Raw genomic sequence first — 19,748 nt, 5'->3', positions numbered from 1 at the left:
TTAATTTTCTTTAAAATGAAAGGTTTCTGAGCAAGATATCATTTCACGCAGCGATTGTTTTCGACTGCCAAAGTTGATTTATTGCTATAATAAATCCCTTGATATAACTCTTTCTCCTTTAATGTTTTATCTATTTCATTAAGTACTTCCCATTTCTTTAAACTCCACATTGGTCCTATTATAAGATCTCTAGGTGCATCACCTGTTAATCTATGTATCACTACATGCTCAGGTAAATTAGCTATTGCTTCACATATGATGTTAACATACTCATCTTTATCCAAAAATCTTAAATTTCCCTGTTCATATAACTTAACTAAAGGTGTATTCTTTAATAGGTGTAATAAATGTAATTTTACTCCTTGTATATCTTTTTGTGAAAGATATTTTATAGTATTTAACATATCTTCTTTATCTTCTCCTGGCAAACCAAATATAGTATGAACTACTACATCTATATTTCTATCTCTTAAATCATGTACTGCTTTTTCAAATACTTCTAATTCATATCCTCTATTTATAAGTTTAGCAGTAGTCCTATTAGATGTTTGAAGTCCTAGCTCCACCCATGTATATAATCTTTTAGAATATTCTTCAATAACATCTAATACCTCTTTTCCTAAACAATCTGGTCTTGTAGCTATTGCTAAACCTACTACTCCTTCTTGATTTATAGCTTCCTCATACTTTTCTCTTAATACTTCTGTAGATGCATAAGTATTTGTGTAAGCTTGAAAATACGCAATGTATTTTCCATTTTTCCATTTCTTATTCATCATATGTTTAATATGTTGAAACTGATGAGTTATTGAAAATTGTCTATCTCCAGCAAAATCACCAGACCCTCTCTCACTACAATATATACATCCACCTTTACTTATAGTTCCATCTCTATTTGGACATGAAAATCCTGCATCCAAAGAAATTTTAAATACCTTTTCACCAAACTTATTTCTTAAAAAATGATTTAGACTATAATATCTTTTCTCGCCCCACATCATATAAACTATTCTTCCTCCCTAACAACATTTAAATCTTTTTAATTTTAAAAGTTTCAAAGTTCATTTGCCATTTTCCTATTAAATCTTTATTTTCTCCATTCATGTTACCTTTAGGTACTACTTCAAAATTCATAACATCCTCATCACAAGATAATAATACTACATTTACCTTATCTAATGGATAACTTTTCTCAAATTTCACAGGTATTAATTTACCGTCATTAGTTTGATATACTCTTATACATTTTGTATTATCATCTTTAGTATATTGCATTACTATAAACTTTTCATCTTGAGAAAAAACCATATAATTAACATAACATCCTTCTATCAAGTCTAACCCAGTTATTTCTTTTCCTATAGGTTTTTCTCGTATACCTTTCATTGGTACTTTTGAAGCACCTTCTCCCTCTCCACCTTCAGATTCTTTACCTTGTACTGCTAAAGTTTCATCTATTTTTACCATACCTGCATATGAACGTTTGTTATCAGTAGTAGAAACCGTTAACTTCATTCCATCAAATGAAAGTGATATTTTACCAAATTTTTTCATAGGAATTATTTGTTTATACGTGTTTAAACTATCATCTTGAGGAAATATATATTTAGGAATATCTTGTATACTTAAAACCAATTTTGTTTCTACATTATTTTTATCTCTAATTCTTATTTCATCATACTCTACAAATGCTTCCTTTTGTATCGATGTTTTTATTTCACTTATTTTATACCCATCTTTCTCCTTAATAACGTTTACTGAATATTCTTCTAAAAGTGTATATGGCTTGCTTTCACCTATGCTCATAACTCTAATCTTAAAATTTGCAAACTTGCCTAACTCTGTTACCTCTTCAATCTTATAAGATTTTATTGATAAGTCACTTTTGTTCAATCTACTTGTTTGTTCTTTCACTATATTAGAAGAACATATTTTTTTTACACTTTCAAAATCACCTTTCATTAAATATTTCATATAACTATCCATTATATTAGAAGCTGCTACAATATCAAAAGTATTATTTAGTTTTGGCACCTGCATTTCATTTTTTTTACAACTACAAAATGTAAAAGTACATAAAACTATTATTACAACTATAAAAAAATTTCTTTTTCTCATAATTTCACCTCTAAATAATTATTTTTTATAGAGTTTATATTTACTTAAATAATATGTTAATATTTATTATTTTCCCACTAAACACAAATTTCATTTATTAACTCATTATTTTAAATTATTTATATATATTTATATAGAGAAACCTTTATAATTGGAGGAAACATTAAATGAGAAAAAAAATGACACTAACTTTTCAAGTTTCAGCTGTATTTATAGGCACCATAGTTGGCGCTGGTCTTGCTTCTGGGCAAGAAATAACTCAATTCTTTACTACATACGGGCTAAAAAGTTTTATAGGAATTCTACTATGTTTATGCATGTATATATACATGAGCCATATAATATCTTCTATTAGTATAAAATATAATTTAACTTCCTATAATGAATTAATAAATTTAGTTAGTCCTGGATGTATAGGTAAAATTACCGATGTAGTCACTGGCTTCTTTTTAATAAGTAGTTCAGCTATAATACTAGCTGGAAGCGGAGCTCTACTTCATCAATATTTTCATATTTCAAAATGGATAGGGATGCTTTTAATGATCATAATATCACTTATAACATTACTAAATGATACAAAGGGTCTTATAGCTATTAATTCTTTCATAGTTCCATCACTAATTACAATAATCACTCTAGTTTTTGTATTGTATATAGCATTTAATGGTGATATATTGAGTATCTCTCACTTGAAAAGCATTGGAAATTATAAAAAACATTGGCTTCTATCATCTTTATTATACGGAGGTTTTAATATATTATGCTGTACAGGAGTACTTGTACCTTTTAGTAATGAAATTAGAGATAAAAAAGCTCTATCCTTTGGTACTTCTTTAGGTGCTTTAGGATTAACAGTTTTATGTTGTATGATAAATTTAATGCTTTTATTTAATATTCCATATATATTTCACTATGATATACCACTTTTATATATAGCACATAGATTTGGAAGCTTAGTTCAATTTATATTACTATGTATAATTTTTTTAGAAATGTTTTCTACTGAGGTTTCAGATATATATAGCATTGGAAAAACATTTACACATTTATTTAATGTATCATACAAAAAATCTGTTATTATCATTTTATGCATCACAATTCCAATAGCACAAATAGGTTTTAAAAATTTAATAACCTTTTTATATCCTGCTTTTGGAGCTTTAAGCTTAGTTTTTATGTTTCAATGCATTAATTTCTATAAAAAACATTTTAAACATTAAACAAAATAAATAATATTTTTATACCAATATCTTATATAAAGACAAAAACAAATGATATAATATTTTTATTAATTTATTTAATAAACTGAAGGTGATTAATAATGATGGAACTTCTTGTAAATTGTAAGCTATGTCCTAGAAATTGCGCTATTAACAGATTAAACAATGAGTTGGGATTTTGTAAAAGTGGAAAAAACATTAAATTAGCCAAAGTATCTCTTCATGCTTGGGAAGAACCTTGTATATCTGGCTCTAATGGTTCTGGTACTATATTTTTCTCTAATTGCAATATGAGATGTGTATTCTGCCAAAACCACAATATAAGTGAAGAAGGATTTGGAAAGGAAATAACTATTGAACGATTAAGTGAAATATTCATAGAACAACAAAATAGAGGTGCTCATAATATAAACTTAGTAAGTCCTACCCATTATGTACCTCAAATTATTGAAGCCTTAAAAATTGCTAAAACACATGGTCTTACTATACCTGTTTTATATAATTCAAATGGATATGAAAATATAGAAACTTTAAAAGCTTTAAATGGATATATAGATGTATATCTACCAGATTTAAAATATTTTAATGATAAATATGCTGTAAGATATTCTAATACACCTAATTATTTCTCATATGCTTCTAATTCCATAAAAGAAATGTTCAAACAGGTAGGAAAACCTGAATTTGATAAAAATGGTATTATAAAAAAAGGAGTAATAATAAGACATTTAATGCTGCCAGGATTATTATTTGATTCTAAGAAAATAATAGACTTTATATATAAAACATTCAAAAATAATGTTTATATAAGCATTATGAATCAGTACACTCCTATGTTTAATGCTTATAAGTATCCTGAAATTAATAAATCATTAAATCTCAAGCATTACGATAGTTTAATTAAATACTGTTTATCTTTAGGAATTACTAATGCATTCATTCAAGGTGAAGGTACTTGCACAACAGAATTTACTCCTGACTTTAATTTATCAGGAATATAAAAATAAGAAAGGCACATATTGTATAAAAAATCTTTCACTTGTGTAAAAAATTATAATTATTAACTCAACTTTCGCAGGACAAAAATACTACCTAGCGAAGGTAAATGATATATTGCGTAAGAAACATTTGAACAAAGTTTACAAGTTCTTAGTTTTACGAATTTGAAAAAAGTCATTTTTTAATTATTGATTCCTATGGAATATTAATTAAAAAATCTTTTTTCAATATGAGTAAAGCTTAGAACTTGTTACTGAAGTGAAAGGTTTCTGAGCAAGATATCATTTACCGCAGCGGTTGTTTTTCAACTGCGAAAGTTGAGTTATTAATAATAGAAATTGCTGCAAAAAATTATATCTTTGCAGCAATTTAATATTTATTTTATATGTGAATCTAACCATTCTATTATGTCTTTCATTACTTCATCTCTATTTATTTCATTTAACATTTCATGCCTTCCATCTTTATAAAGTTTATATTTTAAATCTTTAATTTTATACTTTTTATATGTTTTCACCAATTTCAATATGCCTTTCCCACGATTTCCTACAGGATCTTTATCTCCTGCAAATATATATATAGGTAATTCCTTTGGTATATTGGATATTTCTTTTTGATTAGCTATTAATTTTAATCCTCCTAAAAAATCATAGAAAAACCCAGCCGTAAAAATACCCCCACAATAAGGATCCTTTACATATTTATCTACCTCTTTTTCATCCCTACTTAACCAATCAAATTCTGTTCTGTTCGGTTTGAAAACCTTATTATATCCTCCAAAAGATAGATTGTTTAATTTTTTACTTCTACTGTCTCTTCCTATCTTTTTAATTTCTCTTTTAGCTATAATTCTCCCGATATCTACTATCATACCCTGTTTACCACAAGTTCCTGATAAAATAGCACCACTTATTTCTTTTCCGTATATACAAATATATCTCTGAAGCAAAAATGATCCCATACTATGTCCAAATATATATACTGGTATATTATCATTTTCTTTTTTAATTATTTTTTCAAGTTGATGCATATTTTGTACCATATTATTAAAACCATCTTCACCTAAATTTCCAACCTTATCAACTTCTTTTGCTGTTTTTCCATGTCCTCTATGATCATTAGCATATACCACATAACCTGATTGTGTTAATTGTTCTGCAAGTCTTTCATATCTTGCTGCAGTTTCTGCCATTCCATGAGCTATTTGTACAACTGCTTTTATATCTATATTATCATCTGGTATCCATTTATAAACAAATATATTCAAACCCGTTTTATCCTTAAAAATAAAAGTCTCCTTTTTCATTGACAACACCCCTTAATAACTTTTAAGTTATTTATTTATATAATATATTAACTTATATAAACTAAACTGAAAAGTCTTGCAAAAATGCAAGACTTTATCAGTAATCTAAACCACTTGATATTTATTTTTATATAAATCTTAATATTATTTTTCTTAAAAAACTGCTGCATATAAGAGTGCTGCTACTATTCCTCCAACTATTGGTGCTACCACTGGAATCCATGCATAACCCCAATTTGAATCACCTTTATCTTTTATTGGTAATACCGCATGTGCTATACGTGGTGCTAAATCTCTTGCCGGATTAATAGCATATCCAGTTGTTCCTCCAAGTGAAAGACCTATAACCCAAATAATAAGTGCAACTACAAATGGATTTATTCCTCCTGCCATTTCAGTTTGACCAATACCTAATATACCAAATACTAATACAAAAGTTCCAATAAATTCTGAAATGAAATTAAATGGAGTATTTGGTATAGATGGTGCTGTACAAAATACACCTCTCTTTATAGCCTTATCCTCTGTCACATCAAAATGAGGTTTATAATGTAACCACACAAGAACAGCTCCTACAAAGCCTCCTGCCATTTGTGAAACTATATATCCAGGCACTTGACTCCAGGCAAATTTTCCTATAGATGCTAATCCTATTGTAACAGCTGGATTAAAATGAGCCCCGCTAGCAGTTCCAAATATATACACTGGTATACCAACTGCAAATGCCCAACCAGTAGCTATAACAATCAAGCCAGAATTATTTCCTCCTGTTTTTTTCAAGTTTACGTTTGCAACTACGCCATCTCCTAAAAGAATTAATAACATAGTTCCTAAAAACTCAGCTAAATATGGTGACATTTTATTTACCCCTTTCCATAATCATCCCTCAAATATTATTTTTCTTTAGCTAATGATTCAACTTTCACAGTAAAAAAATACTGTCTAGCGAAGGGAAATGATATATTGCGTAAGAAACATTTGAAAAAAGTTTACAAGTTATTAGCTTTACGAATTTGAAAAAAGTTATTTTTAAATTACTGATTCCTACGGAATATTAATTAAAAAATCTTTTTTCAATATGAGTAAAGCTTAGAACTTGTTACTGAAGTGAAAGGTTTCTGAGCAAGATATCATTTCCCGCAGCGGCTATTTTTCACCTGCGAAAGTTGAGCTAATAAATATTAATTTTCTTTAGCCCATCCCATAGATCTTCTAACTGCATTATGCCAACCTTCTAATAAATTTTCCCTTTGTTCTTCTTGCATAACTGGATTAAATGTTTTTGAAATTGCCCAATTTCTTGCTATATCACTCTTATCTTTCCAATATCCTGTTGCAAGTCCAGCAAGATATGCTGCTCCTAATGCAGTTGTTTCTATAACTTTTGGTCTTTCAACATTAACATCCAATATATCTGATTGGAATTGCATTAAGAAATTATTTGCGCATGCTCCACCATCTACTTTTAGTGCTTTAAGTGTAATTCCTGAATCATCCTGCATTGCTTTTAAAATATCATATGTTTGATATGCTAAAGATTCTAATGTAGCTCTTATGAAATGTTCTTTTTTAGTTCCTCTTGTAAGTCCTACTACTGTACCTCTAGCATATGGATCCCAATAAGGAGCTCCAAGACCTACAAATGCAGGAACTAAATAAACTCCATCTGTATCCTCTACTGCTGTAGCATATTCTTCTGAGTCAGCAGCATTTTTTAACATTCTCATTTCATCTCTTAACCACTGAATAGATGCTCCTGCCATAAATACACTTCCTTCTAAAGCATATTCAACTTTTCCATCTACTCCCCAGGCAATTGTTGTTAATAGTCCATTTTTAGAAGCAACTGCTTTTTCTCCTGTATTCATTAACATAAAACATCCTGTTCCGTAAGTATTTTTAGCTGTACCTGCTTCATAACAAGTTTGTCCAAACAAAGCTGCTTGTTGATCTCCTGCAACTCCTGCTATTGGAATAGATACTCCAAATAATACCTCATCAGTATTTCCGTATACATGACTTGATGGTTTAACTTCTGGTAACATTGATTTTGGAATATTTAACGCTTCTAGCATTTCATCATCCCATTTTAGATCATGTATATTAAATAACATTGTTCTTGAAGCATTTGTATAATCTGTAACATGTACTTTTCCTTTTGTTAAATTCCATATTAACCATGAATCAATATTACCAAACAATAAATTTCCTCTCTCTGCTTCTTTTCTTGCCCCTGGTACATTATCAAGTATCCATTTTATCTTTGTTCCAGAAAAATATGCATCTAAAACAAGTCCTGTCTTTTCTTTTATTGTTTTCTCCATACCCTTTTCTCTTAATTCATCACATATATCAGCTGTTCTTCTACACTGCCATACAATCGCATTATAAACTGGAAGACCTGTTCTTTTATCCCACACAACTGTTGTTTCTCTTTGATTAGTTATTCCTATAGCTTCTATATCACTTGCTGAAACGTTGCCCTTAATCATAGCTTCAGTAGCAACACTAAATTGAGTTGCCCATATTTCTGTTGGATTGTGTTCTACCCAACCTGATTTAGGATATATCTGCTTAAATTCTTTTTGAGCCATGCTTACTATTTCGCCGTGTTTGTTAAATAAAATACACCTTGAGCTTGTTGTTCCTTGATCTAATGCCATTACTAATTTTTCCATTTCATACTCCTCCTTATAATTAAAGATTGTATTATCTATATTTTAAGTTTTATTTAAAACGTTTTCAAGAAATATCTAGAATTATATTTAAAAAGCAACTGCAAAATGTGAATACATTGTTAAAAAAATGTCATTTTTTTAAATTTTCAGTATTTTTAGTCTAAAAAAATTTCTTTATATATTATATAAATATGAATAAGCAGGTAGAACCTTTAATTAATTTTAAATAGTGGTTCTACCTTTCTATATTCTATTTTTTACTTCTCTTTAACACATTTTGTTGCTATAACATTAACTCCTGTTCCAGCTGCATTTTCTAATATTATATCACCAATTTTTACTGGTGCTTTTACTATAATATTTTTCAATTCATTAACACATTCAAAAATCTTATCTTTTGGTATATCATTTTCTGTTTTAACACAAACTGCATCTATTTGTCCGCCTTGTATTTTTACTGAAGATGTAACTATTCTAGTTGGATTTGTACATTCTTTTTCTGCATAAGTCTTACCTCTAGGACAAGTGTTACCTTTAACTCCCAATACTTTTCCATTTTCTATTGTTACTTCTAAAGCACATCCCATAGGACATCCTATACATGTTAATTCCCTTATGCTGCTCATATCATTACTCTCCTTCCACTTTTACAGTAATTTTCTTACACTCAGGATATTTTTCAAACATCTCTCTAGTAAGTTTTACTGTTTCCATTTCTCCTGGAGTAAGTATTCTCTTCTTTCTGTGAATTTCTCTTACATCATCAAAATAAACTGATATATAACTATCTTTATACACATCTCCTACTCTAAATCTTACATCTATAAGCTTATCAATGTTATTAATATTTATATATCTTGGCACTGTATATCTTGCTCCATCAGTAGCTACTACTTCTATTCCTCCATTTGCAAATTGCTTACCTTTTACATAATTAGCAGCACTCTTACCAGCATTAATACTTTCTGTTGTTACATTATCAACTAAGTCATGTACATGAAGAACATTTCCACAAGCAAAAACTCCTTCTATATTAGTTTGTAAGCTTTCATTAACTTGTGGACCTCCTGTTACCGGTGATAAATCTACATTAGCTTTTGTTGACAATTCATTTTCAGGAATAAGTCCTACTGATAGAAGTAATGTGTCACAAGGAATATACTGTTCACTTCCCTTTATAGGTCTTCTATTCTCATCAACTTTAGCTATTGTAACTCCTTCTACTCTATTTTTTCCCTTTATATTAGTTACTGTATGAGAAAGTTTTAGTGGAATATCAAAATCATCTAAACATTGAACTATATTTCTCTTAAGACCCCCTGAATATGGCATAAGTTCAACTACAGCTTTAACTTTAGCTCCTTCAAGAGTCATTCTTCTTGCCATTATAAGTCCTATATCTCCAGAACCTAATATAACAACTTCTTTTCCAGGCATAAATCCTTCTATATTAACAAACTTTTGTGCTGTTCCTGCAGAATATATTCCTGAACATCTACCCCCTGGAATATTTATTGCTCCTCTAGGTCTTTCTCTACATCCCATAGCAAGAATTATTGCCTTTGCATTTATTTCAATTATTCCATCTTCTTCATTAACTGCTGTTATTACTTTATTTTCATTTATGTCAATTACCATTGTATTTAACTTATATGGTATTTTTAATTCTTCAGTTTTATCTATAAATCTTTGAGCATACTCAGGTCCTGTAAGTTCTTCTTTAAATGTGTGTAGTCCAAATCCATTATGAATACATTGATTAAGTATACCTCCTAACTCAGTATCTCTTTCTAGTATTAGTAAATTATCAATGCCTTCTTCTTTTGCTGCAACTGCTGCAGCAAGTCCAGCTGGTCCACCACCGATTATAACAATATCATACTGTTTCATAGCCAAATCCTCCAAACCTTGTTATATTATTTATCCTAGATTCTCTACCCATTAATCATTAACTAAATTTCTTTGTTTTTTCCTACTAATAATTTAGATTCTCCTCCAAATTTAGTAACTTCTAATCTTGATACATTTAACTCTCTTGCTAATATATCAACTATTTTTGTAGAACAAAATCCAGATTGACATCTTCCCATTCCTGCTCTTGTTCTTCTCTTAACTCCGTCTAAATCTGTTGCTCCAAGAGGTCTTCTTATAGAATTAACTATTTCACCTTCTGTTACAGTTTCACACCTGCAAATTATTTTGCCATATAATGGTTCTTTAGCTATAAGAGCTTTTCTGTCCTCATTGGTCATTTCTCTAAATTTAGGAATTCCTTTTCTTATAGGATTAAATTTTTCATTTTTTTCTGGTGATATTTTGTCTAAAACTATATTTTCAACCATTTCTGCTATAGCTGGTGCACTTGAAAGTCCAGGTGATTCAATTCCAGCAACATTTATAAAGTTTTCTACGTCTTCTGCTTCTCCGATTATGAAATCATTTTTTGTACTATGTGCTCTAAGTCCTGCAAAAGATGTAATAACCTGTCTCATAGGAATTTGATTTATAGTTATCTTAGCTTTATCTAATATATCACTTAATCCTTCTTGAGTAGTTGTTATATCATCTTTATCTTCTTGATCTACTGCATTAGGACCAAGAAGTAAATTTCCGTCTACTGTTGGTGTAATTAATACACCTTTTCCCATTTTAGTTGGTAATTGAAATAATGTTTTTGAAACCATTTTTCCAGCAGTTTTATCAAATAAACAATATTCTCCTTTTCTTGGTATTATACTTATCTTATTTTTACTAATCATATTATTTATTTCATCTGCATGAACTCCACATGCATTTATAACGAGCTTACTTTCTATGTTTCCTTCATTAGTCTCTATAATAAATTTATCATTTTCTTTTCTGATATTTTTAACTTCATTGTTAAACTCAAACTCTACTCCATTTGTATATGCATTTTCAGCAAGAGCAATTGTCATTTCATAAGGACAAACAATACCACCTGTGGGAGCATGTAACGCTGCTACTACTTTTTCTCCTATGTTAGGTTCTATTTTTTTAATTTGTTCTCTATTTAATACTTCAAGTCCTTGTATTCCATTATCTTTTCCTCTTTCTTTAAGTGCTTCTAACTTACCCAAATCATTCTCGTCAAAACATAATACTAACGAACCATTTCTTTTAAAAGGGAAATCTAATTCTTTTGATAATTTATCAAACATTGCGTTTCCTTTTGCATTTAATTTACCTTTTAATGTTCCTGGTTTAGCATCATGTCCAGCATGTACAATTGCACTATTAGCTTTCGTTGTTCCAACTGCTACATCTGAACCTTTTTCTAATACGCAAGTTTTTAAATTATATTTTGATAATTCTCGTGCGATGCTACATCCTATAACTCCAGCTCCAATAATAGTTATATCAAACATTATTTACCCTCCTTAATTTAAACAAAAAAGCCCCAACTTATAAAGGGGATCTCCCTTTATAAATTGCGGCTTTTTCTCTCATACTCATGCCGAATATTTATTTTTATACTTAAATTATAATGCATGGATATTATTATTGTCAACGCTTTTCCATGTTAACCTTTTCACAATCTGTATTTAATTCATTTGTACGAATTTTCTAAATATATTGTACTACATATACCACACTTGCTCATTACTAGTGGATACTGCCATAGCACCTGCTTTAAGACTTTCTATTACATCTTCTTTGTCACATATTAATCCTCCTGTTATTATAGGAACATTAAGTTGTTTTCTTAATCTTTTAGTAATCTTATTCATTACTCCTGGTAATATTTCTAAAGCATCTGGTCTTACATTATTTACAGTATTCATACCACTTTGTAATGATAAACTATCTAAAATAAACAATCTCTTAATAGTAAATATATGCATATCTTTAGCTGCTCTTATTAAATTAGGTTTTGTACTTATTATACCATCAGGTTTTATCTTTTCATGAATGTATTTTAATGCAAATACATCTCTTGATAACCCGTCCATTAAATCCAAATGAACAAACACCATTTTCCCAGAAGATTTAACTTTATGTACTACATGTTCTAAATTAATTATACTTCCTTGCAAAAGAAAAATTATCTCACATGGAGATTCTATTGCTTTATCTAATTTAGATAAATCATTCACTGCTGCTATTATTGGATTCTCTTGTATCCTGCTATAAAACTCACTTTTCAAGTACTCCACTCCCATCCATTACGTTTTATATTCTACAGTATATTACTTGAGCTAATGTGTAATTTATTTCTTGCTAATATTGTTTATAAATTATCAATTTAATAAATTATCTTTAATTTATTTTGCTTATACTTATTTTTATTTTACCATATTTTTTACTTCTTATTTATATAATATTAATTTATTTTAATTAATATACCTTATTTTAATTAAAATACCTTATTTTAATTTTAGTTTTATTAACTATAAAATTTAAATAAATAAGTTTCAGATAAATTAAACATCACCTGAAACTTAAAAGCTTATTTATTCAACTTTTCCGTAGCGGCTGTTTTTCACCTACGAAAGTTGAGTTATTTATTATCAAATTTATTTAATCCTCAGGATACACTATACTAGGAACATTGTTTTTACTTCCTATATATGGAGGTGTGAATTTTCTAAATTCTATATTTTTTTCAAATCTATATGATCCGCTAACTCCACTATAAATTTCTGATATTTTATACCAAGTTGCATAATCTACTTTTCCACTATTAGTTAAATTAAATATTTCTTGAAATTTAAAAACTTGTTTTTTTAACTTATCATCATATACACCCTCAACAATATTTGTACCAATAGATGGATATATCAATGATATACTATTTAAATATTTTTGAATTGTTCTTACACAATTAGATTTACAGCCAATTTGCAATACATATCCAGGATATGATTTTGAAATACCTTCAATCTTGGATGCTGTCACAAACTCTATATCATTTCCATAAAATTTTGTAAGTATCTCATACACATTTTTACCATTATCTCCTAAATATTTAGCCTTCTTTTTATCTAAATACTTAATATATTTATCACTAATTTTATCACTAAATTGTGCTAAAATAGGTTGTTTTCTATTAAAATATTTAATGTACGTTGAAAATGTTTCATCTACAATTTTATCTATATTTTTATACGTATTTCTACCATAACTGAAATTCAAATCATGAGCAGCATCATTAGTTATATCAAACTGTTTTCCTTTTCTCCTATACCATCTAGTATACACTCTATTTAATGTAAAAGATGTTATACAATAAGTAATAGCTTTTATACATTCCTCAGGCCATTTAGGACATATTTCACAGCAAGCAACATTTTTTATATAATCTTTAAATTTAATCACATAATTAGGAGCAGTATCATCTTCTAATAAACCATAATGGACAACTATAAATTCAGGAATTTCTGGTTCAGTATATTTTGTTATTTCTTCTCTTCTCAAAGATAATAATTTATCTATTTCTTCAGTATATTTTAAACTCTTCTTGTCTTGTCTATTATTATTCATATTTTTTTTCATATTACACACTTGAAAAGCTATATTATCTGAGTATATTTTGCAATCTTTTATTGTCATAGTTGAGAATCCCTGTGCTTCTACTTTTATATCACATAAACCATATTGAATATCGTCAAAAGAATATATAGAATTTTCTTTATTTGAAAATTCTAATTCAAATTCATTGGTTAACCCACAGCTGTTAGTAACTGCATCTCGTTGTTTTTTTATATTATTCTCTATTTCAGTTTGTATAATTGTAACTTTTGCATTATCAATTGGTATATATGAATCACCCTTAAATACTTGCACTTGCAGTCTTCCTTTTAATAACATTAATAAATTCTCCTTATATTAATGATTCATTACATATTATGAGATACTAATTTGAAAAGTGATTATACACTTCTCCTATTTTTAAATCTAAACAATACATTAAACTATGCTTAAAAATTCTCCTTTGGATATTCAACTGTAGGAACCCATATATCTGCATGTGGTGGAGGCGGAACAAAAATACCTTTTTCTGTCTTTATTCCTCTGGTTAGTATTCTTTTATTCTCATCACGAGGTTGTAATTCTGCTATCTTTGTAACACCTACGTATATATCTGATATTTTGTACCATGTAGAATAATCAACTATACCACTAACAGGCAAACCGAATATTTTTTGAAATGTACTTACCGACTCTTTAGTTTTTTCTCCGTATAAACCATCTACAATTACCTTAGGTATAGCTGGATAGTTCTCTGAAATCCTATTTAAATATTTTTGAACTGTTCTAACTGGCATACCACTTGAGCCTAATCTCAAAGCATATCCTGGAAAAGACATAGGAATTCCTTTTACTTGTTTAGCTGTTTTAAACTCTAAGTTAGGTCCATAAAAATTAGTTAATATTTCATATGGGACCTCACCTTTATCTCCTAAATATTTACTTCCCCATTGAGTAAGCCAACCTGGACACTTAACTTTTACTCCATCACAATATTGAGTTAATAACGGCTGTTTTCTTGCAGGTCTTCTAAGATAAGTAGAAAATATACTATCCACTATCCTGCTTATATTTGAATATATATTTCTTCCATATGAAAATGCATGATCAAAAGCTGTAGAACTAGTTATATCAAAATTTTTTCCCTTTCCTCTATACCATTCAGTATATATTCTATTTAATGTAAAAGAAATTATACAATAAACGTTAGCTCTAATAGTACTTTCAGGCCATGTGGCAAATATTTCTGATGAAGCTACATTTTTTACATAATCTTTATACCTTACAGTATAATTAGGAGCTGAAGGATCTTCTGGACTTCCCGCATGAACCACAATAAGTCCAGGTACTACAGGTTCTGGTAATACTACTCCTCCCGTAGGTTTAGGTAATTCTTTATTTGGATCTTCTGGTATTTTAGGTGGATAGTTCCCCACTAATCTATTTGGTGCAACATTTATTATTTCTTCTTCCTTTTGTCTTGCACTTTGCGTTGTTTCCATTTTACATTCTTGTACTGCTAATGTATCAGGATATATCTGACATCCTTTTATTACTAATGTTCTAAAACCTTCTGCCTCTATCTTTAAATTACTAAAGCTATAAGGTAGTTTATCTGAGGGCTTCATTGAATTATCTATAGATGGTGCATTAAGCTCTATCTCATTTGTTAATCCAGAAAAATTAGTATTTACAGTTTGTTCTATTTGTCTATTACTCGCTTCAACTCTCTGTTCTACAGTAACTTTAGCTCCTTGAATAGGAACATACGACTCTCCTTGATAAACTTTAATTTGTATTCTACCTTTTGCCATATATATACTCCTAAAAATTATTCTACTATTTATTATAATATGGAATATACACTTAAAAATTGATTAATAAATGAAATTTTAATTATTTATAATACTCTATTATTCTAGTTATTTGTTTAGGAATACTTACATAAACTTCATTATCATACATTATATCATTACATCTTCTACTTCTAATTTCTCTAAAAACTCCTTCTAAGTCCAACATTCCATATCCCCAATTCCTATTAGGGTAATTATCCCCTTCTCTTTGTCTTGCACCTCTTATTAAATAGGTTTTTACTTTATTTGAATACATAGTAGGATCATTATTCTTTATTATTCCCCATTCTAACAGTAATGCCACTGCTCCTGCTGCAACTGCTGTTGCTGCACTACTTCCATTTACAACTGTAGTTCCCCCTCCAACTGCAGTTGTAAGTACATTTATTCCTCCTGCTGCAATATCTGGCTTTATTCTAAAATCTCTAGTAAACCCTCTTCCTGACTTACTTACTACAACATTTGTACTTTGATTATAAAATGCTGTAGATATTGCTCTTTCGCTTGTTGATGGTATAGTTAAAGTAACATTTTGGGATGGCATTAAGAACTTTGTACCTTCTTTTAATAATTCTCTCTGTGGAAGCCAAGAATCATATCTTCCATTAACTATATAATCTCCTATTAGTTTAAACTTCCACACTCCTCCTCTTATATTTGTTATATCTATCTTTATAAGTTCATCTCCCGTTATCTCCTCTGGAATTAAATATTGAATAGATATAGTACTTCCTTCATATATAAGTTTAACTATTTCTGTTTCTTGAAGCTTTGCAGGAATTTTATCTATAACTTCTCCAGAAGGAGATATTATACCTAAAGATACTTTATCTGGTTTATGACACCAAATTTCAAAACTCAAATTTGTTTGAAGATTGTCTACTTTTAATTCTATTGTTTTTTCATCTCCTGTCTTTTCTATTACTCCTGAAGCATGTGTATCCGAAGCCCCTTGATTGCCGCAACCGGTAACCACTACTATTCCTCTTGCTTTTGAAATTTCATCTATATATCTTTCTAATATAGCAGTACCATCATGTGCACCTTTGTTTGTACCCAATGGTACATATATTACTAATGGTTTATTTAACTTTTTAGCTAAATTATATAAATATTTAACTCCTAAAATAATTTCTGTACTACAATATATAGGAGGAACTCTTCCCTCTATGTCTGATATATTTGTTGGAACATCAATCTCTTCTTTTTTTAGTTTTACTACAGCAAATTCACAATCTGGAGCTGCTCCAATAATCTCTGGATTTATTCCTCTAGCTCCTATTATACCTGCCATACTTGTTCCATGACCTATATCATCCTTACTATTTACTATAGAATATGGGTCTTCCCCCTTTTTATTAGCTTCAATAGCTTTGTTTATTTGTGCTCTTGAATACTCTATTCCAAATCCAAATATACCCAAACCATTTGTACCTTTTGTACTTTGATCCCATATACTTACTATTCTTGTAGTATCATCTTCATACATAAATTCCTTATTTAAATAATCTATACCAGTATCTACTACTCCAACCAATACTCCTTGACCTCTTAAAGTAAAAAAAGGATTATCATGAAAATTAGATATATTCGCTGCATCTATTGGACTCGTTTGATTTAATGTGTATAATGTGGTTTCTTCTACATAGATTATTTGTTTAGTTTCATTAAAAAAATCTTCTGCCTTATCACTATCTATAAATACAACTGCATAATTTTCATCCAAAATAACAACATATCCAAAATCTATATTTGCAAAAACCTTCTCAATATCCCCTTCATATTCCACTATATAACTTGATTTTTCTTGTCTAACAGTTCTATATCTATTTTGAATTGCCAAATCTAATCCCCCTCTTACACATAATTCTCCATATCCCCAAACTGGACCTGGATATATAACATCAGTTCTTTCCCGTTTTGCACCTTTGAGCATAAAATACTTTAACCTGTCACCATACATATATGGATCATTATTTTTTACTAATCCCCATTCCATAAAAAGAGCTGCAGCACCAGCAGCGTGTGGCGCTGCCATAGATGTACCTGATAATCTATCATATAATCCTCCAGGTATTGATGAATCTATACCTTCTCCTGGTGCCATTACATCCGGTTTTTCTCCTCCTATTTTTCCTCTTCCAGAAAAACTTGACACAGTATTAGTTTTATAGTTGTAACTTCCTACAGATATAACATTGTTTACAGTAGCCGGTATTCCTAAAGTATTAAAAGGATCTGGTTTCAAAAATTTCGTATCTTCACTTAATCCTTCAGAAATAGGAAGCCATATATCATATCTTCCTCTAGTTCCTCCTTTAGAGTAAATTGTTATTTCCCAAGGTCCTGCTGTTAAAAATTCTTCCTCTGATACTAAACTTATTATTATCTCTCCATTAATATCAAAAGGTTTTGCTCCACTGTTGTATATAAAATATCTATTCTTTCCTACTCTTCCTTCATAATATCCAGGATTTAAAGATATAATTCCAGTTGATATTCCTAAAGGATTCTTTAAATCAATTCTTATATCATTCAAAAAATCCTTATAAAATTGAAGTATCAGATTTTTTTCATCTATTCCTAGATTTATTGTTATTGTTTGTTTTTCTCTTAAAATTCCGCCAACATGATGAGCTCTATCCCCTTCATTTCCTGCTGCTACAACAAAACTTATTCTCTCTAAGCTGCATACCGTTTCAATATATTTTTCAAGCAAGCTATTACCATTATGAGCTCCATCATTTGTACTAAAACTTAAATTAATAACTAATGGTTGATTTAATTGTTTACTTTTGTCTAATAAAAATTTTATTCCTCTCATAAGCTGAGTGCTTTTAGCATAATTAACCTTTCCTTCTCCTGTCATTTTAACCATTGCAATACTTGATTCATAAGCAACTCCATAATACAGCTTTTCAATATTTCCACCAGCACAAGCTATCCCTGCTACATGCGTTCCATGACCTATCAAATCTCTTTGAGAAACTATACTATAAGGATTAGGAGAGTTTAAAGCCTGATTAATCTCATTTTTATTCCATATTTTTCCTCCTTGTGGTAAATCATATATATATTCTATTCTAGTATTACCGTTTTTGTCCCTAAAAGCTGGGTGAAGGTAATCTATCCCTGAATCAATAAATCCAACTAAAGTATTTTTTCCTGTTAAATTGTATAAATCCCATACTTCTTTAGCACAAATAGCTTTATTACTTTCTAAACTTGAAGTATATAATGTTTTAGGTAATTCCATATACTGAATTTCTTCAATACTACTTACTTTATCAATATCTTGAACATTTATAGTAATAATTCCAAAACCAAATCCTAAATTTTCAAATATACCTCCTATTTCATCTACCTTCTGCTTAACCTCTTTTAAGCTATCCCCAAACAAAACTATTAATTCTACCTTACCCTTAAGTATTTCATCATTATTGGAAAATTGTGCAAGTTTAGCTTTTATACCGCTTGGAACATTGACAATTAAATTTAATAACCCATCTACTTTTTCCGTAATATAACCTCCACCATTATTGGTTCTATACTACATTGTATGAAAAAAAATATTGTTTATAATTGAGTTTAAAACTTTATATGAGAAAAAAGCTTCTAATTTAGCATTAAAAAATCCAGCATTTCTAAAGTACTCCCTTTTAAGTAAACACGGTTTAAAAATGCCTGTTAAACTCTACTTAAAGGGAATGTTTTTTATGTCAAGAAAAATTAAATAACCGCACACCAATCAAACATAGGTATGCGGCTCAAAAATATTATGGATTTTTAATTTAGGAATTTGCCATGATTGTAAATTTTTAAAATTCAATAAAATAATTCCATCAATTTCTTTGAATTCTGGAGAAAGTAGTGTCCAGCGAAGGAAAATGATATATTGCGTAAGAAACATTTGAACAAAGTTTACAAGTTCTTAGCTTTACGAATTTGAAAAAAGTCATTTTTTAATTACTGATTCCTACGGAATATTAATTAAAAAATCTTTTTTCAATATGAGTAAAGCTTAGAACTTGTTACTGAAGTGAAAAGTTTCAGAGCAATATATCATTTCCGGCAGCGGCTA

14 protein-coding genes are annotated in these 19,748 nt (G+C 29.2%); 2 read left to right on the top strand and 12 right to left on the bottom strand.

What is annotated here, in order from left to right; all coding sequences use genetic code 11:
- Positions 1–38: 38 nt before the first annotated feature.
- Positions 39–1,001 (bottom strand): TIGR01212 family radical SAM protein, encoded by a 963-nt coding sequence (locus ACFIJ5_RS01380; protein ID WP_379802946.1) that lies wholly within the window; start codon positions 999–1,001, stop codon positions 39–41.
- A gap of 28 nt (positions 1,002–1,029) precedes the next feature.
- On the bottom strand, positions 1,030–2,118 hold the full coding sequence (locus ACFIJ5_RS01375; RefSeq protein ID WP_379802944.1) for a hypothetical protein: 1,089 nt from the start codon (positions 2,116–2,118) through the stop codon (positions 1,030–1,032).
- 167 nt (positions 2,119–2,285) lie between these two features.
- On the opposite strand from ACFIJ5_RS01375, the gene ACFIJ5_RS01370 reads away from it, so the two are divergent.
- Together ACFIJ5_RS01370 and ACFIJ5_RS01365 are read left to right on the top strand one after the other, a co-directional pair.
- Positions 2,286–3,338 carry a YkvI family membrane protein gene (locus ACFIJ5_RS01370; protein WP_379802942.1) on the top strand — a complete coding sequence of 351 codons (1,053 nt, stop codon included), beginning with the start codon at positions 2,286–2,288 and terminating at the stop codon, positions 3,336–3,338.
- A gap of 101 nt (positions 3,339–3,439) precedes the next feature.
- Positions 3,440–4,339: a radical SAM protein gene (locus tag ACFIJ5_RS01365; RefSeq protein ID WP_379802940.1), complete on the top strand. Its 900-nt coding sequence runs from the start codon at positions 3,440–3,442 to the stop codon at positions 4,337–4,339.
- Between the two features lie 374 nt (positions 4,340–4,713).
- On the opposite strand, the gene ACFIJ5_RS01360 is transcribed toward ACFIJ5_RS01365, so the two are convergent.
- From ACFIJ5_RS01360 to ACFIJ5_RS01315, 10 genes are all read right to left on the bottom strand, one after another.
- On the bottom strand, positions 4,714–5,643 hold the full coding sequence (locus tag ACFIJ5_RS01360; protein ID WP_379802937.1) for an alpha/beta hydrolase: 930 nt from the start codon (positions 5,641–5,643) through the stop codon (positions 4,714–4,716).
- A gap of 153 nt (positions 5,644–5,796) precedes the next feature.
- The gene (locus ACFIJ5_RS01355; protein WP_379802935.1) at positions 5,797–6,501 is read right to left on the bottom strand and encodes an MIP/aquaporin family protein; all 705 of its coding nucleotides are present in this window, start codon (positions 6,499–6,501) and stop codon (positions 5,797–5,799) included.
- Between the two features lie 323 nt (positions 6,502–6,824).
- Positions 6,825–8,321, bottom strand: a complete 1,497-nt coding sequence (gene glpK, locus ACFIJ5_RS01350) for a glycerol kinase GlpK (protein WP_379802933.1) — start codon at positions 8,319–8,321, stop codon at positions 6,825–6,827.
- Between the two features lie 257 nt (positions 8,322–8,578).
- Positions 8,579–8,947, bottom strand: coding sequence for a DUF1667 domain-containing protein (locus ACFIJ5_RS01345; RefSeq protein ID WP_379802931.1), 369 nt, complete (start codon positions 8,945–8,947; stop codon positions 8,579–8,581).
- Between the two features lie 4 nt (positions 8,948–8,951).
- Positions 8,952–10,211 (bottom strand): NAD(P)/FAD-dependent oxidoreductase, encoded by a 1,260-nt coding sequence (locus ACFIJ5_RS01340; RefSeq protein WP_379802928.1) that lies wholly within the window; start codon positions 10,209–10,211, stop codon positions 8,952–8,954.
- 62 nt (positions 10,212–10,273) lie between these two features.
- On the bottom strand, positions 10,274–11,707 hold the full coding sequence (locus ACFIJ5_RS01335; protein WP_379802926.1) for an NAD(P)/FAD-dependent oxidoreductase: 1,434 nt from the start codon (positions 11,705–11,707) through the stop codon (positions 10,274–10,276).
- 213 nt (positions 11,708–11,920) lie between these two features.
- Positions 11,921–12,496 (bottom strand): glycerol-3-phosphate responsive antiterminator, encoded by a 576-nt coding sequence (locus tag ACFIJ5_RS01330; protein ID WP_379802924.1) that lies wholly within the window; start codon positions 12,494–12,496, stop codon positions 11,921–11,923.
- Between the two features lie 364 nt (positions 12,497–12,860).
- Entirely contained in the window at positions 12,861–14,150 is a 1,290-nt protein-coding gene (locus tag ACFIJ5_RS01325) for a peptidoglycan-binding protein (protein ID WP_379802922.1), read from the bottom strand.
- A gap of 110 nt (positions 14,151–14,260) precedes the next feature.
- Positions 14,261–15,625: a peptidoglycan-binding domain-containing protein gene (locus tag ACFIJ5_RS01320; RefSeq protein WP_379802920.1), complete on the bottom strand. Its 1,365-nt coding sequence runs from the start codon at positions 15,623–15,625 to the stop codon at positions 14,261–14,263.
- An 82-nt stretch (positions 15,626–15,707) separates the two neighbouring features.
- Positions 15,708–19,190, bottom strand: coding sequence for a S8 family serine peptidase (locus ACFIJ5_RS01315; RefSeq protein WP_379809494.1), 3,483 nt, complete (start codon positions 19,188–19,190; stop codon positions 15,708–15,710).
- Positions 19,191–19,748 lie beyond the last annotated feature (558 nt).

It is taken from the genome of Haloimpatiens myeolchijeotgali (genome assembly GCF_042688525.2).
Lineage (GTDB): Bacteria > Bacillota > Clostridia > Clostridiales > Clostridiaceae > Haloimpatiens.
The sequence above is the reverse complement of the archived record's forward strand: the minus strand, read 5'-3'. Positions and strand labels throughout refer to the sequence as shown.